General features: G+C 59.5%; 23 protein-coding genes. 14 read left to right on the top strand and 9 right to left on the bottom strand.

What is annotated here, in order from left to right:
* Positions 1-87 precede the first annotated feature (87 nt).
* Positions 88-1,002, top strand: coding sequence for an oxygen-dependent coproporphyrinogen oxidase (gene hemF, locus AC07ZE_RS00605; protein WP_095194508.1), 915 nt, complete (start codon positions 88-90; stop codon positions 1,000-1,002).
* A gap of 13 nt (positions 1,003-1,015) precedes the next feature.
* Positions 1,016-1,837 (top strand): shikimate dehydrogenase, encoded by an 822-nt coding sequence (aroE, locus tag AC07ZE_RS00600; RefSeq protein WP_207260018.1) that lies wholly within the window; start codon positions 1,016-1,018, stop codon positions 1,835-1,837.
* Between the two features lie 92 nt (positions 1,838-1,929).
* On the opposite strand, the gene AC07ZE_RS00595 is transcribed toward aroE, so the two are convergent.
* The 3 genes from AC07ZE_RS00595 to betC all read right to left on the bottom strand — a co-directional run bounded on the left by AC07ZE_RS00595 (position 1,930) and on the right by betC (position 6,088).
* Positions 1,930-3,498, bottom strand: coding sequence for a SulP family inorganic anion transporter (locus AC07ZE_RS00595; RefSeq protein WP_207260016.1), 1,569 nt, complete (start codon positions 3,496-3,498; stop codon positions 1,930-1,932).
* Between the two features lie 138 nt (positions 3,499-3,636).
* Entirely contained in the window at positions 3,637-4,557 is a 921-nt protein-coding gene (gene choX, locus AC07ZE_RS00590) for a choline ABC transporter substrate-binding protein (protein ID WP_207260014.1), read from the bottom strand.
* A 16-nt stretch (positions 4,558-4,573) separates the two neighbouring features.
* Complete coding sequence (gene betC, locus AC07ZE_RS00585) at positions 4,574-6,088, bottom strand: choline-sulfatase (protein ID WP_207260012.1); 1,515 nt, start codon at positions 6,086-6,088, stop codon at positions 4,574-4,576.
* 114 nt (positions 6,089-6,202) lie between these two features.
* Here betC and AC07ZE_RS00580 point away from each other — a divergent pair, with 114 nt between their 5' ends.
* Entirely contained in the window at positions 6,203-7,153 is a 951-nt protein-coding gene (locus tag AC07ZE_RS00580) for a choline sulfate utilization transcriptional regulator (protein WP_207260010.1), read from the top strand.
* On the opposite strand, the gene AC07ZE_RS00575 is transcribed toward AC07ZE_RS00580, so the two are convergent.
* Positions 7,150-7,812: an NAD(P)-dependent oxidoreductase gene (locus tag AC07ZE_RS00575; protein WP_207260009.1), complete on the bottom strand. Its 663-nt coding sequence runs from the start codon at positions 7,810-7,812 to the stop codon at positions 7,150-7,152. The two genes, AC07ZE_RS00580 and AC07ZE_RS00575, sit on opposite strands and share 4 nt — an antisense overlap.
* Positions 7,813-7,894: 82 nt before the next feature.
* Here AC07ZE_RS00575 and AC07ZE_RS00570 point away from each other — a divergent pair, with 82 nt between their 5' ends.
* Entirely contained in the window at positions 7,895-8,236 is a 342-nt protein-coding gene (locus AC07ZE_RS00570; protein ID WP_207260007.1) for a DOPA 4,5-dioxygenase family protein, read from the top strand.
* A 2-nt stretch (positions 8,237-8,238) separates the two neighbouring features.
* On the opposite strand, the gene AC07ZE_RS00565 is transcribed toward AC07ZE_RS00570, so the two are convergent.
* Positions 8,239-8,640 (bottom strand): GFA family protein, encoded by a 402-nt coding sequence (locus AC07ZE_RS00565; protein ID WP_207260005.1) that lies wholly within the window; start codon positions 8,638-8,640, stop codon positions 8,239-8,241.
* 342 nt (positions 8,641-8,982) lie between these two features.
* Here AC07ZE_RS00565 and AC07ZE_RS00560 point away from each other — a divergent pair, with 342 nt between their 5' ends.
* The 9 genes from AC07ZE_RS00560 to AC07ZE_RS00520 all read left to right on the top strand — a co-directional run bounded on the left by AC07ZE_RS00560 (position 8,983) and on the right by AC07ZE_RS00520 (position 19,450).
* Positions 8,983-10,290: a CitMHS family transporter gene (locus AC07ZE_RS00560; RefSeq protein ID WP_056854231.1), complete on the top strand. Its 1,308-nt coding sequence runs from the start codon at positions 8,983-8,985 to the stop codon at positions 10,288-10,290.
* Between the two features lie 85 nt (positions 10,291-10,375).
* Positions 10,376-11,143 carry a TerC family protein gene (locus tag AC07ZE_RS00555; protein ID WP_207260003.1) on the top strand — a complete coding sequence of 256 codons (768 nt, stop codon included), beginning with the start codon at positions 10,376-10,378 and terminating at the stop codon, positions 11,141-11,143.
* Between the two features lie 307 nt (positions 11,144-11,450).
* On the top strand, positions 11,451-13,109 hold the full coding sequence (locus AC07ZE_RS00550) for a Na/Pi cotransporter family protein (RefSeq protein ID WP_207260002.1): 1,659 nt from the start codon (positions 11,451-11,453) through the stop codon (positions 13,107-13,109).
* Between the two features lie 174 nt (positions 13,110-13,283).
* A complete protein-coding gene (locus AC07ZE_RS00545) occupies positions 13,284-14,660 on the top strand; it encodes a M16 family metallopeptidase (RefSeq protein WP_207259999.1) in 1,377 nt (458 codons plus the stop codon).
* 194 nt (positions 14,661-14,854) lie between these two features.
* A complete protein-coding gene (locus tag AC07ZE_RS00540) occupies positions 14,855-15,883 on the top strand; it encodes a DUF5924 family protein (protein WP_207259997.1) in 1,029 nt (342 codons plus the stop codon).
* A 55-nt stretch (positions 15,884-15,938) separates the two neighbouring features.
* Positions 15,939-17,087, top strand: a complete 1,149-nt coding sequence (locus AC07ZE_RS00535; protein ID WP_207259996.1) for an ABC transporter permease — start codon at positions 15,939-15,941, stop codon at positions 17,085-17,087.
* The gene (locus tag AC07ZE_RS00530) at positions 17,084-17,887 is read left to right on the top strand and encodes an ABC transporter ATP-binding protein (RefSeq protein WP_137805837.1); all 804 of its coding nucleotides are present in this window, start codon (positions 17,084-17,086) and stop codon (positions 17,885-17,887) included. Before AC07ZE_RS00535 ends, AC07ZE_RS00530 begins: the two co-directional genes overlap by 4 nt.
* A 1-nt stretch (position 17,888) precedes the next feature.
* Positions 17,889-18,827, top strand: coding sequence for an MlaD family protein (locus tag AC07ZE_RS00525; RefSeq protein ID WP_207259995.1), 939 nt, complete (start codon positions 17,889-17,891; stop codon positions 18,825-18,827).
* Positions 18,824-19,450, top strand: a complete 627-nt coding sequence (locus tag AC07ZE_RS00520; RefSeq protein ID WP_207259994.1) for an ABC-type transport auxiliary lipoprotein family protein — start codon at positions 18,824-18,826, stop codon at positions 19,448-19,450. Before AC07ZE_RS00525 ends, AC07ZE_RS00520 begins: the two co-directional genes overlap by 4 nt.
* Before the next feature lie 31 nt (positions 19,451-19,481).
* Here AC07ZE_RS00520 and AC07ZE_RS00515 read toward each other — a convergent pair whose 3' ends face one another.
* The 4 genes from AC07ZE_RS00515 to AC07ZE_RS00500 all read right to left on the bottom strand — a co-directional run bounded on the left by AC07ZE_RS00515 (position 19,482) and on the right by AC07ZE_RS00500 (position 23,661).
* Positions 19,482-20,711: a nucleoside recognition domain-containing protein gene (locus AC07ZE_RS00515; RefSeq protein ID WP_207259993.1), complete on the bottom strand. Its 1,230-nt coding sequence runs from the start codon at positions 20,709-20,711 to the stop codon at positions 19,482-19,484.
* Positions 20,712-20,931: 220 nt separating this feature from the next.
* Complete coding sequence (gene gltP, locus AC07ZE_RS00510; protein WP_207259992.1) at positions 20,932-22,263, bottom strand: glutamate/aspartate:proton symporter GltP; 1,332 nt, start codon at positions 22,261-22,263, stop codon at positions 20,932-20,934.
* Between the two features lie 873 nt (positions 22,264-23,136).
* A complete protein-coding gene (locus tag AC07ZE_RS00505; protein WP_003170804.1) occupies positions 23,137-23,301 on the bottom strand; it encodes a DUF1328 domain-containing protein in 165 nt (54 codons plus the stop codon).
* Positions 23,302-23,373: 72 nt separating this feature from the next.
* The gene (locus AC07ZE_RS00500; protein ID WP_207259991.1) at positions 23,374-23,661 is read right to left on the bottom strand and encodes a hypothetical protein; all 288 of its coding nucleotides are present in this window, start codon (positions 23,659-23,661) and stop codon (positions 23,374-23,376) included.
* 434 nt (positions 23,662-24,095) lie between these two features.
* Between AC07ZE_RS00500 and algB the strand changes: the two genes are divergently transcribed.
* On the top strand, positions 24,096-25,442 hold the full coding sequence (algB, locus tag AC07ZE_RS00495) for a sigma-54-dependent transcriptional regulator (RefSeq protein WP_207259989.1): 1,347 nt from the start codon (positions 24,096-24,098) through the stop codon (positions 25,440-25,442).
* Positions 25,443-25,444: the final 2 nt, after the last annotated feature.

Below are 25,444 nucleotides of genomic sequence, written 5' to 3'. Positions count from 1 at the left end.
GCATTGGCGGTGGTATGCTACGCGCCCATTTGCGCAGGCCGGCTCCGATGGAGCGCCGCGTAGCTTTGCCCGATCCAAGGTGATGCCATGACTACCCGCACCGAGGCCGTAAAAGCCTATCTGCTCGATCTGCAAGACCGTATTTGTGCTGCCCTGGAAGCCGAAGACGGCGGCACGCGCTTCGTCGAAGACGCCTGGACCCGGCCTGCCGGCGGTGGCGGACGGACGCGGGTGATCGAAAACGGTACGGTCATCGAAAAGGGCGGCGTCAACTTTTCCCACGTCTTCGGCAGCGGTTTGCCACCGTCCGCCAGCGCCCATCGACCGGAACTGGCCGGGCGTGGCTTTGAAGCTCTGGGCGTGTCGCTGGTCATTCACCCGCACAACCCGCACGTACCGACTTCCCACGCCAATGTGCGTTTTTTCATCGCCGAAAAAGAAGGCGAAGAACCGGTCTGGTGGTTCGGTGGCGGTTTCGACTTGACGCCCTACTACGGCAACATCGATGACTGCGTGCACTGGCACCGTGTGGCCGAGCAGGCTTGCGCGCCGTTCGGCCCGGACGTCTACCCGCGTTACAAGGCCTGGTGCGACAGCTATTTCCACATCAAGCATCGTCATGAGCCGCGGGGCATCGGCGGTCTGTTTTTCGACGACCTGAACGAGTGGGATTTCGACACCAGTTTCGCCTTCATGCGTGCCATTGGTGATGCGTACATCGATGCATATCTGCCGATCGTGCAGCGCCGCAAGCATGATGCGTTCACCGCCGAGCAGCGGGAATTCCAGGAGTACCGTCGCGGGCGTTATGTCGAGTTCAATCTGGTTTACGACCGCGGCACCTTGTTTGGCCTGCAATCGGGCGGGCGTACCGAGTCGATCCTCATGTCGCTGCCACCGCAAGTACGTTGGGGTTACGATTGGAAAGCCGAGCCTGGCAGTGAAGAGGCGCGCCTGACCGAGTATTTCCTGCAAGACCGCGACTGGTTGGCCGAGGCCTGAACGAGGAATGTTGATGGACCGTTATGTCGTTTTCGGTAATCCGATTGGCCACAGCAAATCGCCACTGATTCATCGGTTGTTCGCCGAGCAGACCGCGCAGAAACTCGACTACAGCACCTCGCTGGCGCCCCTCGACGATTTTTCCGGCTGCGCCCGGGCATTTTTCCTCGAAGGTCGCGGAGCAAACGTAACGGTTCCGTTCAAGGAAGAAGCCTATCGCCTGGCCGACACCCTGACCGCGCGAGCGCAACGGGCCGGTGCGGTGAATACCCTGAGCAAATTGGACGACGGCAGTTTGCTGGGTGACAACACCGATGGCGCCGGCCTGGTTCGGGACCTGACGGTTAACGCCGGGTTCAGCCTCAAGGGCAAACGCATCCTGCTGCTCGGGGCTGGCGGCGCGGTGCGCGGTGCGCTGGAGCCCTTGCTGGCCGAGCAACCGGCGTCAGTGATCATCGCCAACCGGACGGTGGACAAGGCTGAGTTGCTGGCGGAACTGTTCTGCGACCTGGGACCGGTATCGGCCAGCGGTTACGACTGGTTGCAAGAACCGGTGGATCTGATCATCAATGCCACGTCCGCGAGCCTGACGGGCGATGTGCCGCCAATTGCCGCCAGCCTGATCGAACCGGGCAAAACGGTGTGCTACGACATGATGTACGGCAAGGAACCGACCTCGTTCTGCCGCTGGGCCAGCGAACACGGCGCGGCGGTGGCAATGGACGGTTTGGGCATGCTTGCTGAGCAAGCGGCGGAGGCGTTCTTCCTGTGGCGTGGCGTGCGCCCGGACACAGCGCCAGTATTGGCCGAACTTCGCCGACAACTGGCCCTATAAAAGCATCGCGGGCAAGCCAGCTCCCACAGGGACCACCTGTAACCTGTGGGAGCGACGGTGCGACGATTCGACTTACCCGCGATGAAGTTCGATCAGTCTTCAAACCGAATCGGGCATTTCTCCGGCCCTTCGAGCTTTCTCAACTCTTCCACCACCTGCGGCCGCGCCCGGCGCAGAGTCAGGCTGCGATCTTGCCGCAGTAGCCGTCGCGCTTCCTGATGCAGCATTTCCACCCCTGAATAATCGATGAAGTTGATCTGTTGCGCCTCGATTACCACGCGCGCACCGTGCATCCGTTGCAGGCGTACTTGCAAGTAATGGCTGGCGCCGAAAAAGATCGAACCGCCCACCCGCAGAATGTCCTCATCGCCGTCGCGCACATGTTGTACCCGCGGTTGCGAGGTGCGCTTGAGGTAAAAGAACAGCGACGCCAGCACCCCGGCATAGATCGCCGTCTGCAGTTCCAGCAGCAAGGTGGCGACACACGTCAGGGCCATGACCAGGAACTCGGCGCGGCTGACCCGCAACAAGGCACGAATGCCGCGATGGTCCACCAGGCCCCAGGCGATCAGCAGAATGCTGCCGGCCATGGCCGGGATCGGAATGTGCGCGATCAACTGCGCACCGAAGATTGCGAACAAGGCCACCCACAACGCCGAAAAAATACCTGCCAGGGGTGAGCAGGCGCCTGCTTCGTAGCTCAGGGCCGAACGGGTGAAGGAGCCGGCCGACAGCGATCCGGAAAAAAACGCACCGACAATGTTGGATAACCCTTGGGCGCGGACCTCCTGATTGGCGTCGAGCAATTGTTGCGAGCGCGCCGACAACGAACGGGCAATCGACAAGCTGGTGACCAGGCCGAGCATGCCCACGGCCACGGCGCTAGGTAGCAGGCGCAGGATCAGGTCGAGGTCCAGCGGCAACAGGCTCAAGGGCGGCAGCTTTCCGGTGAATGCGCTGACCCGTTCCACGTGGCCGAACATCGATGGCCAGAGCCAGACCGTGAGTGCGCCCAGCACCAGAGTGATCAACAGCGTCGGCCAGCGCGGCAACCACAGCTTGAGGATTACCCCCACCACCACGGTCGCCAGTCCCAGCGTCAGCGAGGGCTTATCCACTTCACCCAGGTGCTTGAATAACGTGATGAAGCTATCCAGTGCCGTGGCCTGGCTGGGCAAATCCAGCCCCAACAGGTTGGGCAACTGGCCGATGGCAATCACCACCGCCGCGCCGAGGGTGAAGCCGAGTACCACGGAATGAGAAATGAAATTTACCAGCGCGCCAAAGCGCAGCAAGCCCAGCAGCCACTGGAAAATCCCGGCCAGAAACGTCAGCAACAGGATCAAGGTGACGTAGTCCTGTGTCGCCGGAACGGCCAGAGGGCTGATGCTGGCGTACAGGACAATGGAAATGGCTGCCGTAGGACCGCAGATCAAATGCCACGAAGATCCCCATAGACAAGCGATCAAGACCGGGATGATCGCCGCGTACAAGCCGTATTCCGGTGGGAGACCGGCGATCAGGGCATAGGCAATGGATTGTGGCAACGCGAGAATCGCACCGCTGAGGCCGACGATCAGGTCCCGGCCGACGCTGGCGCGGGTCTGCCGGGGCAACCACGTGAGGAACGGGAAGAGTGAATGGCGGCTGGGAAGGGCCATGAAGCCTCTCGGTTGGGGTTTTCCACAGAATATCAGGAGGACACATGTGGGAGCGGGCTTGCTCGCGAAAGCGGTGGGTCAGGCAACACACTTGTCGACTGACCCACCGCTTTCGCGAGCAAGCCCGCTCTCACAGGTTTAGAGCTTGGCTTTCACTGCCGGCAATGCATCCTTGCCATCCACGGTTTTTACGCCATCGAGCCATTTATCCAGCACCGCCGGGTTGGCCTTGATCCACGCCTTGGCTGCATCGGCATTGCTGACTTTTTTGTTCACCACCTCGGCCATGATGCTGTTCTCCATCTCCTGAGTGAAACTCAGGTTGGTCAGCAGCTTGCCAACGTTCGGGCAGGCCTGTGCATAACCTTTGCGGGTCAAGGTGTGAACGGTGCCGGTGTCGCCGAAGTATTTCTCGCCGCCCTTGAGGTAATGCATTTTCAGCTGCACGTTCATCGGGTGCGGAGTCCAGCCCAGGAATGTCACGAATTTCTGCTTCTTCACGGCGCGGGACACCTCGGCCAGCATCGCCTGCTCACTGGATTCGACCAGTTTCCATTGCCCCATGTCGAAATCGTTTTTCTTGATGATCTCTTGAAGGGAAATGTTCGCTGGCGCACCGGAACCGATGCCGTAGATTTTCCTGTCGAACTTGTCCGCGTATTTGTTCAGATCGGCGAAGGTATGCACGCCCGCGTCCCAGACATAGTCCGGAACCGCGAGGGTGAATTCGGTACCGTCGAGGTTTTTCGCCAGTTGCGTGACATCGCCGGTGGCGACGAACTTGTCGTAGAAGCCCTGTTGCGCCGGCATCCAGTTACCCAGGAACACATCGACCTGACCGTCCTTGAGCCCGCCAAAGGTGATCGGCACCGCAAGGGTGTCGACCTTGGCCTTGTAGCCCATGCCGTCCAGCAGAAAACCGGTGATGGCGTTGGTCGCCGCGATGTCGCTCCAGCCAGGATCGGCCATCTTCACTGTCTCGCAACTCTGATCGGCATAGGCCGATGCGCTGCCCAGAGCCAGAAGCCCGACCGTCAGTACTTTGGATAACCTTTGCATGGACTTCCCCTTAACATTATTGGTTTTGGCAGGGTTGTGGATAACGTGCTTTACGCTCCAGATCATCAAGGTCGATATGGTTGCGCATGTATTGCTGACTGGCGTCCACCAGCGGCTGGTGATCCCAGCTCTTCAGCTTGCCGATGGTCAGGGCGTCGGCGACGAAACGCCGGCGACGCTGGCTCGCGAGCACCTGTTGGTGGATCGCCGGAATATTCCACTTAGCACGCGCTTCGGCGAGAAAATCGTCGAACAGTTGGCGATATTGCGGTGATTGGCTGAGTTCTTCCCGCTCATGTGGATCGTTGTGCACATCGAAGAGTAGGCAAGGGTCGTCTTCGCTGTAGATGAATTTATAGTTGCCCCGGCGGATCATCATCAATGGGCTGATGGTGCCTTCGGCCATGTATTCGCCGAACACTTCGTCATGACCGCCCTGCCCTTGCAGATGCGGAACCAGCGACCGACCGTCCAGCGGCAAGCCCGGCTCCAGTGACCCACCCGCCAGTTCAACGAAGGTGGGCAGCAGGTCGGCGGTGGACACCGAGGCGCTGACCCGCCCCGCCCCGAATTGCCCCGGCGCACTTATCAACAGAGGAACCCTTGCAGCCATTTCGTACCAGTGCATTTTGTACCAGAGGCCCCGCTCGCCCAGCATGTCGCCATGGTCGCCAGAGAAGACGATGATGGTGTCCTCGATCAAACCAGTATCTTCGAGCGTTTGCAGGAGTTTGCCGACGTTGCTGTCGATGTAGCTACAGGCGCCGAAATAGGCGCGGCGTGCGTCGCGGATCTTATCCACAGGCAGCGGCTTGTCCCACAGGTCATAAACCTTGAGCAACCGCTGGGAGTGCGGATCGAGATCGTGTGGGGCCGGCGTTGTGGGCAATGGGATGTCGGCGTCGTCGTACAGATCCCAGAAAGCCTTTGGGATGGTGTAAGGATCGTGTGGATGGGTCATCGAAACCGTCAGGCAGAATGGCTGATCGCCATCCTCGCGAATGTGATCGAACAGATACTGCTGGGCCTTGAATACAACTTCTTCATCGAAATCCAGCTGATTGGTACGCACGCAGGGTCCCGCTTGCAGCACCGACGACATGTTGTGGTACCAGGTCGGCCGCACGTCCGGCTCATCCCAATTCACCGCCCAACCGTAGTCGGCTGGGTAGATGTCGCTGGTCAGGCGTTCTTCATAGCCGTGCAACTGATCCGGGCCGCAGAAATGCATCTTGCCCGACAGCGCGGTGCGATAGCCGAGACGACGCAGGTAGTGGGCATAAGTGGGAACATCGGCAGGGAAATCCGCTGCGTTATCGTAAGCACCGATCTTGCTCGGCAGCTGACCGCTGACCAAGGTAAAACGCGACGGCGCGCACAACGGACTGTTGCAATACGCGGAATCGAACACCACGCCTTCAGCGGCGAGGCGGCTCAAATTAGGCAGTTTGATTGGCGAAGGGCCGTAGAACGGCAACATTGGCGCGGCCATTTGATCGGCCATGATGAAAAGAATGTTCTTGCGCTTCATGTGATCGCGGCATTCCATAGTGGATGTTTATGCGAGAGTGCTGTGATCGAGCATGAAACCCATACACTTTGTGGTAAAGCCCATGCGTGACAATGACTAGGATAAGCACAGCTTATGTATGACGCTCTTGGTGACCTGTCCCTGGATTTGCTCCGCGCCTTCGAAGCAGCGGCGCGCCAACGCAGCTTTACCGCTGCGGCAGTCGAACTTGGCACCACGCAACCGGCCATCAGCCAGCAAATCAAGCGCCTGGAGGAACGACTGGCGACACGGCTGTTCGACCGCATCTATCGCGGCATCGAATTGACCGAGTCTGGGATGATACTTTTCGAGCAAGTTCAGCTGGGTTTGCAGCAAATCGATGCTGGTTTAAACGCGATCAGCGCTCAGCAACAGCATGAGGTACTGCAAGTTGCCACCGATTTCGCCTTCGCCGCCTATTGGCTGATGCCGCGTTTGCATCGTTTTCACGCTGCCAATCCGCAGGTGGATGTCAGCCTGGTGACCAGTGAACGTAGTCACAACATGCTGCGCACCGATATCGATGTGGCGGTGTTATTCGGCGATGGTCGCTTCAAGCAGGGCGAAAGCCATTGGCTGTTCAGCGAAGAAGTGTTTCCGGTCTGTAGCCCGCAACTGTTGAATGAGCGTGCCCTGCCCTTGCCCGCTCAGGGATTGCTGGAGTTTCCACTATTGCACTTGCGCGGCGAGCACAGCAGCAACTGGTTTGACTGGAGCGGCGTGTTTCGCGAGTTGGGGATCACCTCGCCTCCCGCTCCAGGGCAATTGCGCTTCGACAATTACACGTTGCTGATCCAGGCGGCGATTGGTGGTCAGGGCGTCGCCATTGGTTGGCGCCACCTTGTGGATAACTTGTTGGCGCAGGGGTTGCTGTGTCGGCCGATTGCCGAGACAGTGATGTCGCGGTTGGGATACTACGTGGTACTGCCGCAGCGTAAACGGCGCGGAGCGTTGATTCAGCAGTTTGTCGATTGGTTGATGGCCGAGCAGGCCAGCAGTGCGCAATCACTCAATGGCCTGACGTTGCCCTCTATCGCCGTTTAGCTGTCAGTCGCAACGAAACTGACGTGCTCACCGACGTGCAGGTTCAAATGCAATTCATCGGTAATCCCGGTTGCCGTCCGGACCAGGCGCTCCAGCGGTTCAGCCAGCCCAGGTTCCAAGGTGCTGCTGACATGGCTGAAATGTTCGATGGTCAATCCGGGCACTCCACGCGGAGCATTCACCAACGTCCACTTCAAAGTGCTGCTTTGCAGGGCTTCGCGGATTTCCTCGGCGGCGTGACGCTGCAGTGGATCGAAGGTCTCGGGGTCGTCCAGGACCTCGAAGTCCCCCACCAGAAACAACCTCGCGATACCCGCCGCCTGCATGCCATCGATCAACGCGTCCGCCGCCAGTACTTGCTCGACCGGCCCCGGAACGATGTTTTTTTCCACGTGTTCACTGTTGAACGGTAACCCGGGTGCGTCCAGTAGGCAGATAACTGCCGAACTGCCCGCCACACTTTGCTTCACGCGTTCAGCCTCGAACAAATCGCCGGTCTTGGTGCGCAAACCCGGACGCGGCGCGAGCGCCGTCAGGTCATCGAGTATGGCGATCACTTCGTGCTGGCGGCGTAGCAATTCAGCCATCAGCGCACTGCCCAGGCTACTCATGGCACCATAAAGCACCACTTTCACGACCGGGGTTTCGGCATTCTTCATGGCTGCGCTCCCTGTTATTGACCTATATGGCGTGTGACCTGTGGTAAACACCAACGGTTCGAACCGATTCAGAGGGCTTCAGATGCCAACGATCAAGGGTTACCACGCCCATGTGTATTTCGACGCCAGCACCGTTGATCAAGCGCGGGCCTTGTGTGAGCAGGCGGCGCAACTGTTCCCGTTGAAAATGGGCCGGGTGCACGAACGCCCAGTCGGCCCGCACCCGGACTGGAGCTGTCAGCTGGCCTTCGGTCCGGAATTGATCGGTGACGTGCTGCCCTGGTTGGCGCTCAACCGCAAGGGGCTGGTGGTGTTCCTCCACCCGGACACCGGTGACGATCTGCGTGATCACAGCGAGCACGCGATCTGGATGGGCGCGATTCGCCCGCTGGACCTGTCTATTTTTCGATCAGGCTTAATTTAAGTTTATAGGGTTTCTTCCGGTTCGCCGGGCAAATGCTCGTCCAGGTGCAGCCATGGCAAGCGGCTGTCAGTCCAGATGTGCCGTTCGGCAGGAGCCTGTTCTGGATGGTCGAGGGTGGCGATGGTCACATCAATAGTCTTGGGGCTGAGGTGGGTGACCAGTGCCAGTTGCGCCCCGCAGTGGCCGCAGAAGTAACGCGCGCAGGTCGCTGAAGAGTCGTACCGCGCCGGTGATCCGCCCAGCCATTGAAATGCCGAAACGGGCACGGTGATCCAAGTGGTCACGATGCCGCCGCTGACCCTTCGGCAAATCGAGCAATGGCAGTGGGCGATGTCGCGCAGCGGCCCGCTGAATTGATAGCGCAGCTGGCCGCAGTGGCAGCCGCCTGTATGAATGTCGACCATATCGCCTCCTCCTGACTGACGCCTTCGCGAGCAGGCTTGACTCGGTTGCGCTCCCTGCCTCGTCCGACGACCGGTTGCACTTCAGGTCAACGCTTTCATGGCCGAAAGCTGGCTGAAAGCTTGCGCGATTAGGATCGCCCTCACTGCCGGCAACAGACCGGTTGGCCAATGCGAGTGTTCGATTGCTCGCCAGGTCCATTTAACAACAACAATGGTGATTCTGATGTCCTCTGTAACCCGCCTCCTCGCTGTCACTCCGCCCGTACGTCTCGTGCTTCCTGTTCTGCGCTGACCCGACCCGGTCTGCCCATTCCCTAGCCGCGCCACGCCTGGAGTATTCCCATGCTGACTTTCCTTGGCTTCGCCATGGTCATCACCTTCATGTTCCTGATCATGACCAAGCGCCTGTCCGCGCTGATCGCCCTGATCATCATCCCGATCGTCTTCGCCCTGTTCGGTGGTTTCGGCCCGAAAATCGGCCCGATGATGCTTGAAGGCATCACCAAGCTCGCGCCGACCGGCGTGATGCTGATGTTCGCCATTCTGTACTTTGCCCTGATGATCGACTCCGGCCTGTTCGACCCGGCCGTGCGCAAGATCCTCAAGATGGTCAAGGGTGACCCCCTGAAAGTATCGGTCGGCACCGCCGTACTGGCGCTCGTCGTTTCTCTCGATGGTGACGGCGCGACCACTTACATGATCTGCGTGGCCGCCATGCTGCCGCTTTACAGCCGTATCGGCATGAGCCCGCGGATCATGGCCGGTCTGATCATCCTTGCCGGTGGCGTGATGAACATGACCCCATGGGGTGGCCCGACCGCCCGCGCGGCCAGTGCGCTGCATGTGGACCCGTCGGCCATCTTCGTCCCAATGATTCCGGCGATGGCTGCCGGTGTCGTGGCTATCCTGGCCATCGCTTATTTCTACGGCAAACGTGAGCGTGCGCGCCTGGGTGAACTGCACTTGGTCGGCGATGAAATCGATCACAGCGAAATCAGCGTTTCGCAGTTCCCGGATGCCCGTCGTCCGAAGTTGATCTGGTTCAACGGCGCCCTGACCCTGGGCCTGATGTGCACCCTGATCGCCGGCCTGCTGCCGCTGCCGGTGCTGTTCATGGTGGCTTTCAGCATCGCGATGATCGTCAACTATCCTTGCCTGCAACAGCAGAAGGATCGCGTCGCGGCGCACGCCGGCAGCGTGCTGGCAGTGGTCGGGCTGATCTTTGCCGCCGGCATCTTCACCGGTATCCTGTCGGGCACCGGTATGGTTGATGCCATGTCGAAAAGCCTGCTGTCGGTGATCCCTGATTTCCTCGGCCCGTATTTGGCCGTGATCACGGCGCTGGTGAGCATGCCGTTCACCTTCTTCATGTCGAACGATGCATTTTATTACGGCGTGTTACCAGTACTTGCCGAGGCCGCCAGTCACTACGGTATAACCGCGGTGGAAATGGCACGTGCCTCGATCGTCGGTCAGCCCGTCCACTTGCTGAGCCCGCTGGTACCATCGACTTACCTGTTGGTGGCCCTGGCCGGGATCGACTTTGGTGATCACCAGCGCTTCACCCTCAAGTGGGCAGTGCTGGTGTGCATGTGCATACTGGTCGCCGCGTTGCTGATGGGGATTTTTCCGCTGTTCAGCACTCTATAAGCCCAAGACTCACCACTCGGGGTCCAGGCTTCGCTGTTTGAAGCCCGGGCCTTTTGTGGTTTAACACTCGCTCAAAGGAATACACATGGAATGGCTGACCAACCCTGAAATCTGGGTTGCCTTCTTCACCCTGACCGCCCTGGAAATCGTCCTGGGCATCGATAACATCATCATGATTTCGATCCTGGTCAGCCGCATGCCCAAGCACATGCAGGCGCGCACCCGGATTTTCGGCCTGGCGCTGGCCATGATCACGCGGATTCTGTTGTTGCTGTCGATCACCTGGGTCATGCGCCTTACCGCCGACCTGTTCGAAGTGTTCGGCCAGGGTATTTCCGGGCGAGACCTGATCCTGTTCTTCGGTGGTCTATTCCTGTTGTGGAAAAGCTCGCAAGAGATGTACCACGCGCTGGAAGGCGAAGATGAATCGCATGATGAGCCAGCCGTCAAAGGCGGCAGCTTCCTGTACACCATCATCCAGATTGCGATCATCGACATTGTGTTCTCCCTGGATTCGGTGATTACCGCTGTGGGTATGGTTTCCCATGTACCGGTCATGGTCGCTGCGATCATCGTCGCCGTACTGGTGATGATGCTGGCCGCAGGTACCATCAGTGCGTTCATCGACAAGCACCCGTCGCTGAAAATGCTGGCGCTGGCGTTCCTGTTGCTGGTCGGTACCGTGTTGATTGCCGAGTCCTTCGAAGTGCACTTGCCAAAAGGCTACGTCTACTTCGCGATGGCGTTCTCGCTGGCAGTGGAAGCGATCAACATCAAGATGCGCACCGCGATCGCCAAAAAGAAGAAGCAGCAGGAGCCGGTGAAACTACGCAAGGACATTCCGGGGCAATAATTCCGGTGCCTTGTTAAAACGCAAGACCTGTGGGAGCGAGCCTGCTCGCGAAGAGGGAATGCCAGTCGACATCGATGTCGTCTGTCATGCCGCCTTCGCGAGCAGACTCGCTCCCACAGTCGTTTCGGGGGCTCTTTTTAGTCCGCAGCAAGCTGTTTTCATGACAGTTTTGTTTCAATCGCTTCTTTAGCTATGCGATGCTGGCGCCCAGACCGTTAGCCAACTACAGCTTAAGTACAGAACGTAGAACATCGCGCGGCACCGTCAACTTGCTCCTTTGGGGCGCTACCACCACAGGGGGCCCTGAATGCTCACCCTGCTCAATTTGCTTTCTGCCGTGGCCTTGCTGATCTGGGGCACGCACATCGTCCGAACCGGCATCCTGCGGGTCTACGGTTCCAACCTGCGCCACGTCATCGGCCAGAACATGTCCAAACGCTGGCTGGCGTTCGTCTCCGGGATCGTGGTGACTGCAATGGTCCAGAGCAGCAACGCCACGGCGATGCTGGTCACGTCATTTGTCGGTCAGGGCCTGATGGGGCTTACGCCCGCACTGGCGACCATGCTCGGGGCCGATGTCGGTACGGCACTGATGGCGCGGGTGCTGACCTTCGATCTGTCATGGCTGTCGCCGCTGCTGATTTTTGTCGGGGTGATCTTCTTTCTCTCGCGTAAACAGACTCGACTGGGCCAGATGGGCCGCGTCAGTATTGGCTTGGGATTGATCATTCTGGCGCTGCAATTGATCGTCGAAGCCGCCGCGCCGATCACCCACGCCCAAGGGGTGAAGGTGATTTTCGCCTCGCTGACCGGCGATATCCTGCTCGACGCCCTGGTCGGCGCGCTGTTCGCGATGATTTCCTACTCCAGCCTGGCGGCGGTGTTGCTGACCGCGACCCTGGCCGGTGCCAACGTGATCAGTCTGCCGGTGGCCCTTGGCCTGGTGATCGGCGCCAACATCGGCAGTGGCATCCTTGCGTTCCTCAGCACCAGCATGCAGAACGCAGCGGGTCGTCAGGTGGCGTTGGGCAGCCTGTTGTACAAGCTGATTGGCCTGTTGCTGATCATTCCGGTGCTCGACCCGCTGGTGCATTGGATTGACAGCCTGGATTTCAGTCCCCAGGAAATGGTCATCGGCTTTCACCTGCTCTACAACACGACCCGCTGCCTGATCCTGCTACCCAGCGTCGGGCCGATGGCCAGGTTTTGCGCGTGGGTACTGCCGGAGCGCCCGCAACTCAATGGCACTGCCAAGCCCCGGCACCTTGATCCGACCGCGTTGGTCACGCCCAGTCTCGCTTTGGCCAATGCCGCCCGGGAAACCCTGCGCATGGGTGACCTGATCGATAACATGCTCGAAGCCATGCAGGACGTGCTGCACGGCAAGCAAACTGCCGTCACTCAGGAAATGCGACGCCTGACGGATGATGTGGAATCCCTCTACAGCGCCATCAAGCTGTACTTGGCGCAAATGCCTCGTGAGGATCTCAGTGACCAGGACAGCCGGCGCTGGGCGGAAATCATCGAGCTGGCGATCAACCTGAAGCTGGCCAGTGACTTGATCGAGCGCATGCTGCGCAAGGTCCAGCAACAGAAAACCGCGCAGCGACGGTCGTTTTCCGAAGTTGGCCTGGAGGAGTTGGCGGGCTTGCACAGTCAGCTGATTTCCAACCTGCGTCTGGGCTTGTCGGTGTTCCTCAGCGCCGATAAGGAAAGTGCCCGCCAGCTGCTGCGGGAGAAACGTCGCTTTCGTGCACAGGAACGCCGCCTGGCCCACGCTCATGTCAGCCGATTGCAACGTAAGATCGTGCAAAGTATCGAGACCAGCTCCCTGCACCTGGAGCTGATTGCCGACATGAAGCGTCTGAATTCGCTGTTTTGCAGCAGTGCCTATGTGGTGTTGGAAACCTCCGAAACCGGTGCACTGGCGGCTGACGATCTGGCGGACATCACGCATTCGCCTTGAACGTCTGCCAGAGTGGTCAGTCAGTAACATTGATTCGGCTGGAAGGTCATTCGCCAGCAGGCTCGCTCCCACAGTTGATTTGCAGGGTTCACAAAACCATGTGGGAGCGAGCCTGCTCGCGAATACGGCCTGACTGACGACATGGATCTCCAATCAGCCGTATGGAAACTCGTTATGCGTTGCCTGTTGTTCGCCTGTCTGTTGCTGGGATCATTACCGTCGCTAGCCCTGGATCGCTTCCAGGTCGAGGGCTACACCCTGCGAAACGGTCTGCAATTACTGCTCAAGCCCGGTGCCGAACGCGGGCACGTGGCGATTCGCCTGGTGGTTGGCGTGGGTATCGATGATTTCGGTTGCGCCGAGAAAGAGTTGCCGCACTTGCTTGAACACTTGTTGTTCAGTGGCATCGACGCCAGCGGCGAAGGCGGCCTGGAAGAGCGAATGCAAGCGCTGGGGGGCGAGTGGAACGCCTTCACCAGCAATGCCGACACCACCTTCGTGATCGAAGCCCCGGCCAAAAACCAGCGCAAGGTCCTCGACCTGCTGCTGGCGCTGCTCACCCAGACCCGTTTCGATGACAATGCCATCAACGCCGCCAAACAGGTGGTCGAGCGCGAAGACGGCGGCCATTACACGCATTTGCAGCGTTGGTTGGATCGCCAGGATCTGGGGCATACCGCCAGCAAGCAACTGGCCGTCGAGCTGGGTCTCAAATGCCCCGAACGTGCGCAAGTCGATCAACTGACTCGCGAACAACTGGAGAAGGTGCGCAAGGATTGGTATGCGCCCAACAATATGACGTTGATCGTGGTCGGTGATCTTGACCGTTTGCTGCCAGCTTATTTGGAGCGCGCGTATGGCGTGCTCAAGCCTGTCGAACCGACGGGCCACCCGCCGCTGCCGCAAATCCAGGCCAGTGCCGCCCATGAACGCAACCTGACCCGCGGCTTTGTCGGCGGTGGGGCCAAGCTGCATTGGCTGGTACCGGAACCGGTATTGGAGGATCAGCACGACCAAACCTTCGACCTGCTCAAGGATTATCTGGACTGGGCGCTGTATCGCCAGTTGCGCCTGGCGCACGGTTTGTCCTACGGTCCCTGGGCTGAGCGTGAGGTGTTCGGTGGTGTGGGCTTCATGAGCCTCAATGCCGATCTGGAGCGCGATGACGTGGTCGAAGCGCAAAAGGTGCTGGAGGAAATGAAGGCCGGGTTGCTCAAGGACGGCCTGAATGCCGAGACCTTCAACCGCCTCAAACAGGCCGCCATCGCCCGCCAGGCCTGGGCCGTGCAAGGCAACAGCGCGCTGGCCGATTACTACTGGAGCGCCCTGGGGGACTACGAGGACGGACGTTTCGCCAATCCGGCCAAGGAACTGCAAGCGGTGACCCTGGCGGAAGCCAACAAGGCGATGCGCGAATTGCTCCTGCAACCGGGGTATATCCGTATTGAAAAGCCGTTGCTCAGTGACGATCAGTTGTTGTGGGTGATGGCCGCAATACTGGGATTGATCGTGCTCAGTCTGGCGGCCTGGCGCTTTCATCGCAGAAAGTAAGAGATCCTTGTGGGCGCCAGTCTGCTCGCGAAGGCGGGTATAGCAGGCGATATCAACGTGGGATCTGCCGACTTCTACGCGAGCAGGCTCGCTCCCACAAGTTTCGCACATCAACCGGCCGTGGCCCCTCGCCACACCGCCCCGCCAGCGGTACCCTGTCGAGGATTTTTCCTACGACGACTGTGAACCGCCGAATGCCGACCCTGACCCTTTTCGTACAGCGCATCCTCGAACTGATGAAGCGCTACCCCGGGGTCATTGCGCTCGGTGGTTTCGTCTCCGGGGTTGGCAGTTTCATTCTGGTGGATCGGCAACAGGGGCTGGCGAGCTGGATCACCACCATCATGCTGATCAGCTGGGTCTGGCTGATGCTGGAAAACAGCCTGACCAAGCTGTTCACCAAAATCTTCAAGCGAGAAATTCCCCAGCCGCTGCTGCGTTACGCGACGCAGATGATCCATCAGGAAAGCCTGTTCTTCGTCCTGCCGTTCTTTTTCATCACCACCACCTGGAACAGTGGCCAACTGTTCTTCACCGGGCTATTGGGGATCGCGGCGTTGATTTCCATCGTCGACCCGCTCTACTACAAGTGGCTGGCGCCGCGGCGCTGGGCGTTCCTGGCGTTGCATACGCTGACCCTGTTCGCTGCCTTGCTCACCGCGTTACCGGTGATCATGCACCTGACCACCTCACAAAGTTTCAAGTGGGCGCTGGGCATCGCGGTGCTGTTGTCGTTCCCGAGTCTCGCTTCAATCTTCCCTATTCGCACCGTGCGCAATGCCGTGGCGATCCTGAGTATCACCGTGGGCATCGGTGGCGTGGGCTGGGTGCTGCGTTCGTGGGTACCGCCGGCGACGCTGTGGATGACCGAAGTGGCCATCAGCACGCAAATGCAGGACCGTACGCCAGGCAAGAGTCTGGAAGAAGTCAGCGCCGAGCAGATCCGTGGTGACGGGTTGTATGCCTACACAGCGATCAACGCACCGCGCGGCCTCGACGAGCGGATTTATCATGTCTGGCAGTTCAACGGCAAAGAGGTCGATCGCATCGCGCTGGATATTCACGGTGGCCGCAAGGAGGGCTATCGCGCCTGGACCCATAAGCAGAACTTCCCCGGCAATCCGGCGGGCAAATGGCAGGTCCGGGTGCTGACCGAAGACGGTCAGTTGATCGGGGTGCTGCGCTTCAAGATCACCGACAGCACACCGATCAAAGAAAAGTAGGAGAGTTCGTGCTATTACGTAGGTCTGCGTAAATAGCCGAAAAAGCACGGAGCTTATGACCAGCAGCACAGTGGCCGGCAATGCCCAACTGGACACCTCGCACTCCCCGACCCGGATCCGGGTCACGGGGGACTGGACGCTCGCCCATTACGCCGACCTCAAGCACTTGAGCGAAAAGCTCGAAGGCCAGTACGACGACAGCACCCATATCGACCTCAATGGCCTCGGCGCCCTCGACACGGCGGGCGCCTCGTTGCTGGTGGAACTGCTGGGCTCCGAACGGCTGGGACGATCCGCCGAACACCCCGATTGCACCCTTTCGGCCGCCGACCGCGCGTTGCTGCAAACGGTCTATCGCTCCCTGACCGATTTCTGTGTGCCGATCAAAGAGCCGGAAATCAGTGTCGGCATTCAACTGCTGACCCGTATTGGCCGCGCGGTGGACACCGTCTGGCAGGACACCCTGCACCTGCTGGGTTTCGTCGGCCTGATTCTGGAAACCATCGTCCGTGGCCTGTTTCGCCCGAAACGCTGGCGCATCACGCCGATGGTTGCGCACATCGAACAGACCGGCCTCGACGCCGCCCCCATCGTCGCCCTGCTGACTTTTCTGGTGGGTGCCGTGGTGGCGTTTCTCGGGGCGACGGTGTTGGCCAGTTTCGGTGCGACGGTGTTCACCGTGGACCTGGTGGCGTTTTCCTTCCTGCGCGAATTCGGCGTGTTGCTGACCGCGATCCTGATGGCTGGGCGTACTGCCAGCGCGTTCACCGCGCAGATCGGTTCGATGAAGGCCAACGAAGAAATCGACGCCATCCGCACCCTGGGTCTCGACCCGATGGAATTGCTGGTGGTGCCGCGCGTTCTGGCCCTGCTGATCGCACTGCCGATGCTGACTTTTCTGGCGATGTTGTCAGGGATCGTCGGCGGCGGTGTGGTCTGTGCAATATCGTTGGATATTTCCCCGGCGATGTTTCTGTCGCTGCTGCAATCGGACATCGGCGTACAGCACTTTCTGGTGGGGATCGTCAAAGCGCCGATCTTTGCCTTCCTGATCGCCGCGATTGGTTGCCTGGAAGGTTTCAAGGTCAGCGGCAGCGCCGAGTCCGTCGGTGCGCACACCACCTCCAGCGTGGTGCAGTCGATTTTCGTGGTGATCGTGCTCGATGCCGTGGCCGCGCTGTTTTTCATGGAGATGAGCTGGTGAGCCGTGTACCCCGAGCGCCTTCAGAGGCGGTGATCGAAGTCCGTGGCCTGTGCAATCGCTTCGGCCGCCAGAGCGTGCATGAGAACCTCGACCTGGATTTGTACAAGGGCGAGATCCTGGCCGTGGTCGGTGGCTCCGGCAGTGGCAAATCGGTGCTGTTGCGCAGCATCGTCGGCTTGCGCCAGCCCAGCGAGGGCGTGGTGAAAGTGTTCGGTAAAAACCTGCCCACGCTGTCCGAACATGAGCGGTCCCTGGTCGAACGTCGCTTCGGCGTGCTGTTTCAGAAAGGCGCCCTGTTCTCTTCATTGACGGTCACCGAGAACGTCGCCCTGCCCTTGATCGAGCATGCCGGGCTGAGCCGTGACGACGCCGAGCACCTGGCCGCGGTCAAGATGGCCCTCGCCGGGCTGCCGCTGTCGGCGGCGGACAAATACCCCGCCTCCCTGTCCGGCGGCATGATCAAACGTGCGGCGCTGGCGCGGGCATTGGCACTGGATCCGGACATTCTGTTTCTCGACGAGCCCACCGCCGGCCTCGATCCGATTGGTGCCGCTGCGTTCGATCAATTGATCCTGACCCTGCGTGACGCCCTGGGCCTGAGCGTTTTTCTGGTGACCCACGACCTCGACACGCTCTACACCATCACCGACCGGGTGGCGGTGCTGGCGCAAAAGAAAGTGCTGGTGGCCGATGCCATTGACGTGGTCTCGGAAACCGACGACGCCTGGATTCACGAATACTTCCACGGCCCTCGCGGCCGCGCGGCGCTGACGGCCGCTCAACAGCTCAACGAGGTCTGACATGGAAACCCGAGCCCATCATGTATTGATCGGCCTGTTCACCGTGATTGTGGTGACGGGCGCCCTGCTCTTCGGCCTGTGGCTGGCCAAGTCCAGTGTCGACACCGAATTCAAGGACTACGAAGTCGTGTTCAACGAAGCGGTCAGCGGCTTGTCCAAGGGCAGCTCAGTGCAATACAGCGGGATCAAGGTCGGCGACGTGGTGTTGCTGCGTCTGGACCCGGAAGACCCGCGCCGAGTGCTGGCGCGGATTCGTCTGGGTGGCGATACGCCGGTCAAGGAAGACACCCAGGCCAAGCTGGCGCTGACCGGGGTTACCGGGACGTCGATCATCCAGCTCAGTGGCGGCACACCGCAAAGTCCGACGCTCAAGGGTAAGGGCGGCAAGCTGCCGGTGATCGTCGCTTCACCCTCGCCCATCGCCCGACTGCTCAACGACAGCAACGACCTGATGTCTGGCGTGAACATGCTGATGCACAACGCCAATCTGATGTTCTCGACGGAAAACATCGAACGCATCAGCAAGACCCTCGAGCACCTGGAGCAAACCACCGGCACCATTGCCGAGCAGCGCGGCGACCTGCGCCTGGCCATGCAGCAACTGGCTTCTGTCGGCAAGCAGGCCAGCACCATGATGGAACAGACCTCGGCGCTGATGCGCAACGCCAACGGTCTGCTCAACGATCAGGGCAAGCAGATGTTCGGCAGCGCTGAACAGGCCATGAAGTCGCTGGAGCAGAGCAGCGCGACGATCAACAAACTGCTCAGCGCCAATCAGGACTCGCTCAACAGCGGCATGCAGGGCCTCAATGGCCTGGCCCCGGCGGTGCGCGAGCTGCGGGAAACCCTGACCTCGCTACGCACTATTTCGCAACGCCTGGAGGCCAACCCCAGCGGCTACCTGCTGGGCAGTGACAAGAACAAGGAATTCACCCCATGAAGCTGACTGCCCTCGCCCTCCTCGCCGGCTTCACGCTGATCAGCTCATGCTCGATCCTGCCCGAGTCCGAGCCGTTCGATGTCTATCGATTGCCGTCAGCGCAAAGCAGCCCGTCGACCCGTCACGTTATGCCGCAGCGCTGGTCGCTGCGCCTGAATAAACCCCAGGCCAGCGAGGCGTTGAACAGCCCGAACATTGCTGTCATCCCCCAAGGCGATGTGATCAGCAGCTACAAGGGCTCGCGCTGGAGCGATCCGGCACCGGTGCTGCTGCGCAATCGCCTACTGGATGGTTTTCAGCGCGATGGCCGGGTGACGTTGCTCAGCACTGACGACAGCAACTTCCTGGCAGACCTGGAATTGGGTGGCAATTTGCAGGCGTTCCAGACGGAGTATCAAGGCACCACCGCCAGCGTCGTCGTGCGGATGGATGCGCTGCTGGTGCGCGGGTATGACCAGCGCATCCTTGCCAGCCGCCGCTTTGAAGTGCGCCAACCATTGGGCGATGTGAAGGTGCCTGCCGTTGTCAGCGGATTTGGCCAGGCCAATGATCAACTGACGGCGCAGGTGGTGGCTTGGGCCGTGGAGCAAGGGCAGAAACTGGCGCCACCACCACGGCCTTGAAGCCGCCGACGCTCCCACATTGGTTTTGTGGTTAGCCGAAGAACCAGTAGCAGACGCCGATCGCGCCCAGCACGCCCGCCAACTCCGCCAGCAACGCACACCCCACCGCATGCCGTGCGCGTTGGATGCCCACCGCGCCGAAGTAGACGGCCAGCACATAGAACGTGGTTTCGGTACTGCCCTGGATCGTCGCCGCGACCAGTGCCGGGAAGCTGTCGACCCCCGATGTTTTCATGGTTTCGATAAGCATCGCCCGGGCGGCGCTGCCGGAGAATGGTTTGACCATCGCGGTCGGTAGCGCATCGACGAAGCGCGTGTCCCAACCGGCCCATTCCACCAGATGACGAATCCCGTCCAGGCCGAAATCCAGTGCCCCGGACGCCCGCAGCACGCCTACGGCGCAGAGCATCGCCACCAGGTACGGCAGCAGGTTCTTCGCGACGTCGAAACCCTCTTTGGCACCTTCGACGAACGCCTCATAGACCTTCACTTTGCGCAACGCGCCAATCACCAGAAACAGCATGATGATCCCAAATAGCGTCAGATTGCCGAGGATCGACGACAAACTGGCCAGGGCGGTGGCAGAGAGCGTTGCCAGCAAGGCCATGAAGCCGCCAAGGATGAGGGCACCGGGAATGATGTAGGCCAATACCACCGGGTCCCAGACACGCAGGCGTTGCATGAACGCCACCGCCAGGAAGCCAACGATGGTCGAGCAACTGGTGGCCAGCAGAATCGGCAGGAACACCAGCGTCGGGTCGGGCGCGCCTTGCTGGGCGCGGTACATGAAAATCGTCACCGGCAGCAGGGTCAGGGACGAGGCGTTGAGCACCAGGAACAGGATCTGCGCGTTGCTGGCGATGGTGTCACTGGGGTTGAGTTCCTGCAGGGCCTTCATGGCCTTGAGGCCGATTGGCGTGGCGGCATTGTCCAGGCCCAGGCCGTTGGCGGCGAAGTTAAGGGTGATCAAGCCGATGGCCGGGTGACCGGCCGGCACTTCAGGCATTAACCGCAGAAACAGCGGGCCCAGGGCCTTGGCCAGCTTTTCGACGATCCCGGCTTTTTCGGCAATCCGCAAAAAACCCAGCCAGAGGGTGAGGGTGCCGAACAGCAGGACCATGACCTCGACCGACAATTTGGCCATGGCGAAAATGCTTTCCACCATCGCCGCGAAGATCCCGGCGTTGCCGCCGATCAGCCATTGCGCCAGCGCCGACACGGCGGCCACGATGAAGAAGCCAAGCCACAGGCCATTAAGCATCAGTCAAATCCCCCAAAAGATGCGCGAATGATAGCGGGGTGGCCAGAAACGACAAACCCCGGATTTGTCCGGGGTTTGTTTGTGTGGCTTGCTCGGGTCACCGTGGGAGCTGGCCTGCTGGCGATGAGGCCGGCACATTCAACATCTCTGTTGTTTGATACACCGCTATCGCCAGCAGGCTGGCTCCCACATAAAAGCAAGACTCCACAGGGCTTCGCTATCAGTTGGTGGAAACTTCACCAGCCGGCAGCTTTTCTTTGCTGCGCCAGTGCGGCAGGGAGTTCCAGTAGCGCTGGCCCTTGGCTTCGTCATACATGCCTTCCCAGCGAGCGATCACAAGCACGGCCAAGGCGTTGCCGATGACGTTCAACGCGGTACGGGCCATGTCCATGATGCGGTCGACACCGGCGATGAAGGCCAGGCCCTCCAGCGGGATACCCACGCTGCCCAGGGTGGCCAGTAGCACTACGAAGGACACGCCCGGTACGCCGGCGATGCCTTTGGAGGTGACCATCAGGGTCAGGACCAGCAACAGTTGCTGACTGATCGACAGGTCGATGCCGTACAGCTGAGCAATGAAGATGGCCGCGATGCTTTGGTACAGGGTCGAACCGTCGAGGTTAAACGAGTAACCGGTCGGCACCACAAAGCTGCAAATGGCTTTCGGCGCGCCGTAGGCTTCCATCTTCTCGATCACGCGCGGCAGCACGGTTTCGGAGGAGGCGGTGGAGTAGGCCAGTACCAGCTCATCCTTAAAGATGCGCATCAGCTTGATCACCGAGAAGCCGAACAGGCGAGCAATCAGGCCCAGGACCACGAAGGCGAAGAAGGCGATGGCGACGTAAACCAGGATCACCAGTTTCGCCAGCGGCAGCAAGGATGCGAAGCCGAAGTTGGCCACTGTCACCGCGATCAGTGCGAAAACGCCGATCGGGGCGTAGTTCATGATCATGTGAGTGACTTTGAACATGCTTTCCGAGACGCCCTGGAACATCGTTACCAGCGGATCGCGCAGCTCAGGCTTGAGGCTCGACAGACCGAGGCCGAACAGCACCGAGAAGAAGATGATCGGCAGCATTTCGCCGCGGGCCATGGCCGCAAAAATGTTGGACGGGATCAGGTTTAGGATGGTTTCGATGAACGCGTGTTCATGCTGAACCTCAGCCGCCGTCGCCTGATACTTGGAGATGTCCACGGTACCCAGGGTGCTCATGTCGATGCCCGCACCCGGATGGAACAGGTTGGCCAAAAGCAGGCCGACGACAATAGCGATGGTGGTGACGATTTCGAAGTAGATGATGGTTTTCAGGCCAATGCTGCCGAGCTTCTTCGCATCACCGACGCCGGCGATGCCGACGATCAGGGAGGAGATCACGATCGGGATCACGATCATCTTGATCAGACGGATAAAGATATCGCCTGCCGGTTGCAGAACGTTGCTGATCCACCAGGCTTTTTCGGCACTGAAATGGTTGAGCAGCGCACCGATTGCAATCCCCAATACCAGACCGATGAGGATCTGCCAGGCGAGGCTAAGCTTTGCCTTCTTCATATCTTTACCCTTACTTCAGTTTGACTCGGGCAGATGCGCGAACTGGAACGCTCGTGGCGAAAAAGTCGTATGCATCTGCCCCCGTATAAGGAGCCCCGGAGCGCTTGTTGGTGGCTCTCTGGCAGGCGAAAAAAGGCGCAACTATTCCGATGCAAGGAAGCAACGTCTAATGCCGTAAACGCCTACCCTATGCCGAATCGGCATGAGGTTTTTTTACTGAAAGCAACGTCGCAAACGGTTCGAATATGACATTTTGGCAGGCATAAGTGCCGTGAGCCGGCCATCACAGCGTAGGCTGAGTGTTTTTTGAACAGTCGAATGGAAGGATATTTTTGGGAAAATCCCACAGGGCGCGGGAAAAATTTACGGTGAAAGACAGGCAATATTTCTCGATATACGGTCGCTGGCGAAACACCGGGAAAAGTATTTTTCGGGGAAGAGCGGAGGAATTATCGAGGGGAGGGGATGAAAGCGAAGGGATCGCTCTGGTTCAAGGCTTTGCACGTTAAGCCCTTCGCAAGTCCGTCGAGTCGTGATTTGACCGGCGAACTTGCGACGCAGCTTTTCCTGACCCGGTCCTTGCGCAGGTACTCCCTGTACCCGTAGGTCACTCCGCCCCTGAAACAAGCAGAACGACCCGACCCCTTGGTCATGCGCCGACCGTCCTCGGGTCGGCGCAGGGGAAGAAGCCAAGGCTTCTCTCGTCTATCTGAATTCAGTACTTGTTCGGGTCCTTTCGGGCTGCTCCATCAAACATTCCGGCATACCCTGGTGCGGTCTGCCGAGGAATCGGAGTGTGCCTGCCCGTTTGAGCCCGGGGCAGCGCCGCCCAACAGTAGGGCGGCTGCCAGTGTCTCTACCAAACGCTCATGTTCAGCCTCGACCGCGACGGCCAAAGAAGAAGGAAGCAATAAACATCACCAGGAACACGACAAAGAGAATCTTGGCGATACCCGTGGCGGTGCCCGCGATACCACCGAAGCCCAATACGGCGGCGACAATGGCAATGATCAAGAATGTGATTGCCCAGCTCAACATGGTGATTCTCCTTACGCTTCTATTTAGAGGTGCTGCGTTTCCCGGCGCTTTGAGCGCGCCAAGTGTGGGTACTTAGAACACCCAGCGCTCCTGGCGAGGCATTTCATCCATCGCCTGGTGTTGGTCGACATCCATCATTCGCATCGAACTGCTGTCGGCCATACCGTTTCTGGCGGCGCTGAAGTGGGTTTGGGTCGGGTGCTGAAACGACACGCTTGGCCCTTCTTGCTGTTGGCTTTGTTCCCAGCGCACAAACTGCTGGCCGCCGATCAAGGTGATCAGCAGCGCCAACACGGCGAACACGCCTTGCTGCAGATGCAGTGGCGAGAGCTGCAATGGGGTGGCACGTTGGCGATTCATCCTGAAGCTCCTCCCACTCGGGGTAATCGGGTTGAGGGCGATTTATTGTTGCCCTGCGTTACTCACGACATTGCAGCCTGCGTGCCAGATTTTTTTAGAGAATAAACACTGATAAATCAGACACTTATGATGATGTCGCAAGACCTGTCGGACGCATCCTGCACGATGGAGCTTTTCGCGGTCGTGCGTAATGCACGATCAACTGACGGTTATCGCAATATTTTTGGAATTGAGAGGAGGGCGTAGCTGTCAGAAAAAGACTCGATTCACCGTCTGAGCAGAAGCTGTCTATAAAAGGAATACAAAATCAGACAAAAACCGATGTGGCGGTAGATAACTACCCTGCCATGACGGGAATGGATCAGAATGAACCATGCAACTTGCCCGATTTTTCCGGGACTAAACCAAGAACATTCATTATGGAGCGTAGGAAAATGGAATCAGCCACTGAGCATCAAGGCCGTATTCTTCTGGTGGATGATGAGTCCGCCATCCTGCGAACCTTCCGCTATTGCCTCGAAGATGAAGGCTACAGCGTGGCGACTGCCAATAGCGCCGCGCAAGCCGACGCGTTGCTGCAACGTCAGGTCTTCGACCTGTGCTTCCTCGATTTGCGCCTGGGTGAAGACAACGGCCTCGATGTGTTGGCCCAGATGCGCATTCAAGCGCCCTGGATGCGCGTAGTGATCGTCACCGCGCACTCGGCGGTGGACACGGCCGTCGATGCCATTCAGGCCGGTGCTGCCGATTATCTGGTCAAGCCTTGCAGCCCCGACCAATTGCGCCTGGCCACTGCCAAGCAGTTGGAAGTGCGGCAATTGTCGGCGCGCCTGGAAGCCCTGGAAGGCGAGGTGCGCAAACCCAAGGACGGCCTGGACTCCCATAGCCCGGCGATGAAAGTCGTGCTGGAAACGGCCCGTCAGGTGGCCAGCACTGATGCCAATATCCTCATTCTCGGTGAGTCCGGCACGGGTAAAGGCGAGCTGTCTCAAGCCATTCACGGTTGGAGCAAACGGGCGAAAAAGTCCTGCATCACCATCAACTGCCCGTCGCTGACTGCCGAACTCATGGAAAGCGAACTGTTCGGCCATAGTCGCGGAGCGTTCACAGGGGCCAGTGAAAGTACCCTGGGTCGGGTCAACCAGGCGGATGGCGGCACGCTTTTTCTCGACGAAATCGGCGATTTTCCCTTGGTTTTACAACCAAAGTTGTTGCGATTTATTCAGGACAAAGAATATGAGCGTGTGGGCGATCCGATCACCCGTCGCGCCGATGTGCGCATTCTTGCGGCCACCAACCAGAACCTCGAAGACATGGTTCGCGACGGACGTTTTCGCGAAGACCTGCTCTATCGCCTGAACGTCATCACGTTGCACCTGCCACCGCTGCGTGAGCGTAGGGAGGACATCCTTAATCTCGCCGACCGCTTTCTGGCGCGCTTCGTCAAAGAGTACGCCCGTCCGGCCCGGGGTTTCAGTGATGAGGCCCGCGAAGCGTTGCTGGGGTATCGCTGGCCGGGGAATATTCGTGAGCTTCGCAACGTGGTGGAACGTGCGAGCATCATTTGCCCACAGGAGCGGGTAGAGATCAGTCATCTGGGCATGGCGGAAGCACCGGTCAACAATGCGCCGCGCATTGGCGCTGCCCTGAGTCTGGATGAACTGGAGAAAGCCCATATCGGCGCGGTGCTCGCCACCGCCGGCACGCTGGATCAAGCCGCCAAGACGCTGGGCATCGACGCGTCGACGCTGTATCGCAAACGCAAGCAGTACAATTTGTGAGC

The sequence above is a fragment of the Pseudomonas sp. GW101-3H06 genome (assembly GCF_059424605.1).
This window is presented reverse-complemented; position numbering and strand designations above follow the sequence as displayed.

What these genes read in the sequence shown, in the direction of transcription:
- AC07ZE_RS00505 (WP_003170804.1), bottom strand. Translation starts at nt 23,301, where the DNA reads ATGTTGAGCTGGGCAATCACATTCTTGATCATTGCCATTGTCGCCGCC.
- AC07ZE_RS00515 (WP_207259993.1), bottom strand. Translation starts at nt 20,711, where the DNA reads ATGCTTAATGGCCTGTGGCTTGGCTTCTTCATCGTGGCCGCCGTGTCG.
- AC07ZE_RS00520 (WP_207259994.1), top strand. Translation starts at nt 18,824, where the DNA reads ATGAAGCTGACTGCCCTCGCCCTCCTCGCCGGCTTCACGCTGATCAGC.
- hemF (WP_095194508.1), top strand. Translation starts at nt 88, where the DNA reads ATGACTACCCGCACCGAGGCCGTAAAAGCCTATCTGCTCGATCTGCAA.
- betC (WP_207260012.1), bottom strand. Translation starts at nt 6,088, where the DNA reads ATGAAGCGCAAGAACATTCTTTTCATCATGGCCGATCAAATGGCCGCG.
- AC07ZE_RS00540 (WP_207259997.1), top strand. Translation starts at nt 14,855, where the DNA reads ATGCCGACCCTGACCCTTTTCGTACAGCGCATCCTCGAACTGATGAAG.
- AC07ZE_RS00500 (WP_207259991.1), bottom strand. Translation starts at nt 23,661, where the DNA reads ATGAATCGCCAACGTGCCACCCCATTGCAGCTCTCGCCACTGCATCTG.
- choX (WP_207260014.1), bottom strand. Translation starts at nt 4,557, where the DNA reads ATGCAAAGGTTATCCAAAGTACTGACGGTCGGGCTTCTGGCTCTGGGC.
- AC07ZE_RS00565 (WP_207260005.1), bottom strand. Translation starts at nt 8,640, where the DNA reads ATGGTCGACATTCATACAGGCGGCTGCCACTGCGGCCAGCTGCGCTAT.
- AC07ZE_RS00580 (WP_207260010.1), top strand. Translation starts at nt 6,203, where the DNA reads ATGTATGACGCTCTTGGTGACCTGTCCCTGGATTTGCTCCGCGCCTTC.
- AC07ZE_RS00555 (WP_207260003.1), top strand. Translation starts at nt 10,376, where the DNA reads ATGGAATGGCTGACCAACCCTGAAATCTGGGTTGCCTTCTTCACCCTG.
- gltP (WP_207259992.1), bottom strand. Translation starts at nt 22,263, where the DNA reads ATGAAGAAGGCAAAGCTTAGCCTCGCCTGGCAGATCCTCATCGGTCTG.
- AC07ZE_RS00595 (WP_207260016.1), bottom strand. Translation starts at nt 3,498, where the DNA reads ATGGCCCTTCCCAGCCGCCATTCACTCTTCCCGTTCCTCACGTGGTTG.
- AC07ZE_RS00575 (WP_207260009.1), bottom strand. Translation starts at nt 7,812, where the DNA reads ATGAAGAATGCCGAAACCCCGGTCGTGAAAGTGGTGCTTTATGGTGCC.
- AC07ZE_RS00525 (WP_207259995.1), top strand. Translation starts at nt 17,889, where the DNA reads ATGGAAACCCGAGCCCATCATGTATTGATCGGCCTGTTCACCGTGATT.
- AC07ZE_RS00550 (WP_207260002.1), top strand. Translation starts at nt 11,451, where the DNA reads ATGCTCACCCTGCTCAATTTGCTTTCTGCCGTGGCCTTGCTGATCTGG.
- AC07ZE_RS00535 (WP_207259996.1), top strand. Translation starts at nt 15,939, where the DNA reads ATGACCAGCAGCACAGTGGCCGGCAATGCCCAACTGGACACCTCGCAC.
- aroE (WP_207260018.1), top strand. Translation starts at nt 1,016, where the DNA reads ATGGACCGTTATGTCGTTTTCGGTAATCCGATTGGCCACAGCAAATCG.
- AC07ZE_RS00545 (WP_207259999.1), top strand. Translation starts at nt 13,284, where the DNA reads ATGCGTTGCCTGTTGTTCGCCTGTCTGTTGCTGGGATCATTACCGTCG.
- AC07ZE_RS00560 (WP_056854231.1), top strand. Translation starts at nt 8,983, where the DNA reads ATGCTGACTTTCCTTGGCTTCGCCATGGTCATCACCTTCATGTTCCTG.
- AC07ZE_RS00570 (WP_207260007.1), top strand. Translation starts at nt 7,895, where the DNA reads ATGCCAACGATCAAGGGTTACCACGCCCATGTGTATTTCGACGCCAGC.
- algB (WP_207259989.1), top strand. Translation starts at nt 24,096, where the DNA reads ATGGAATCAGCCACTGAGCATCAAGGCCGTATTCTTCTGGTGGATGAT.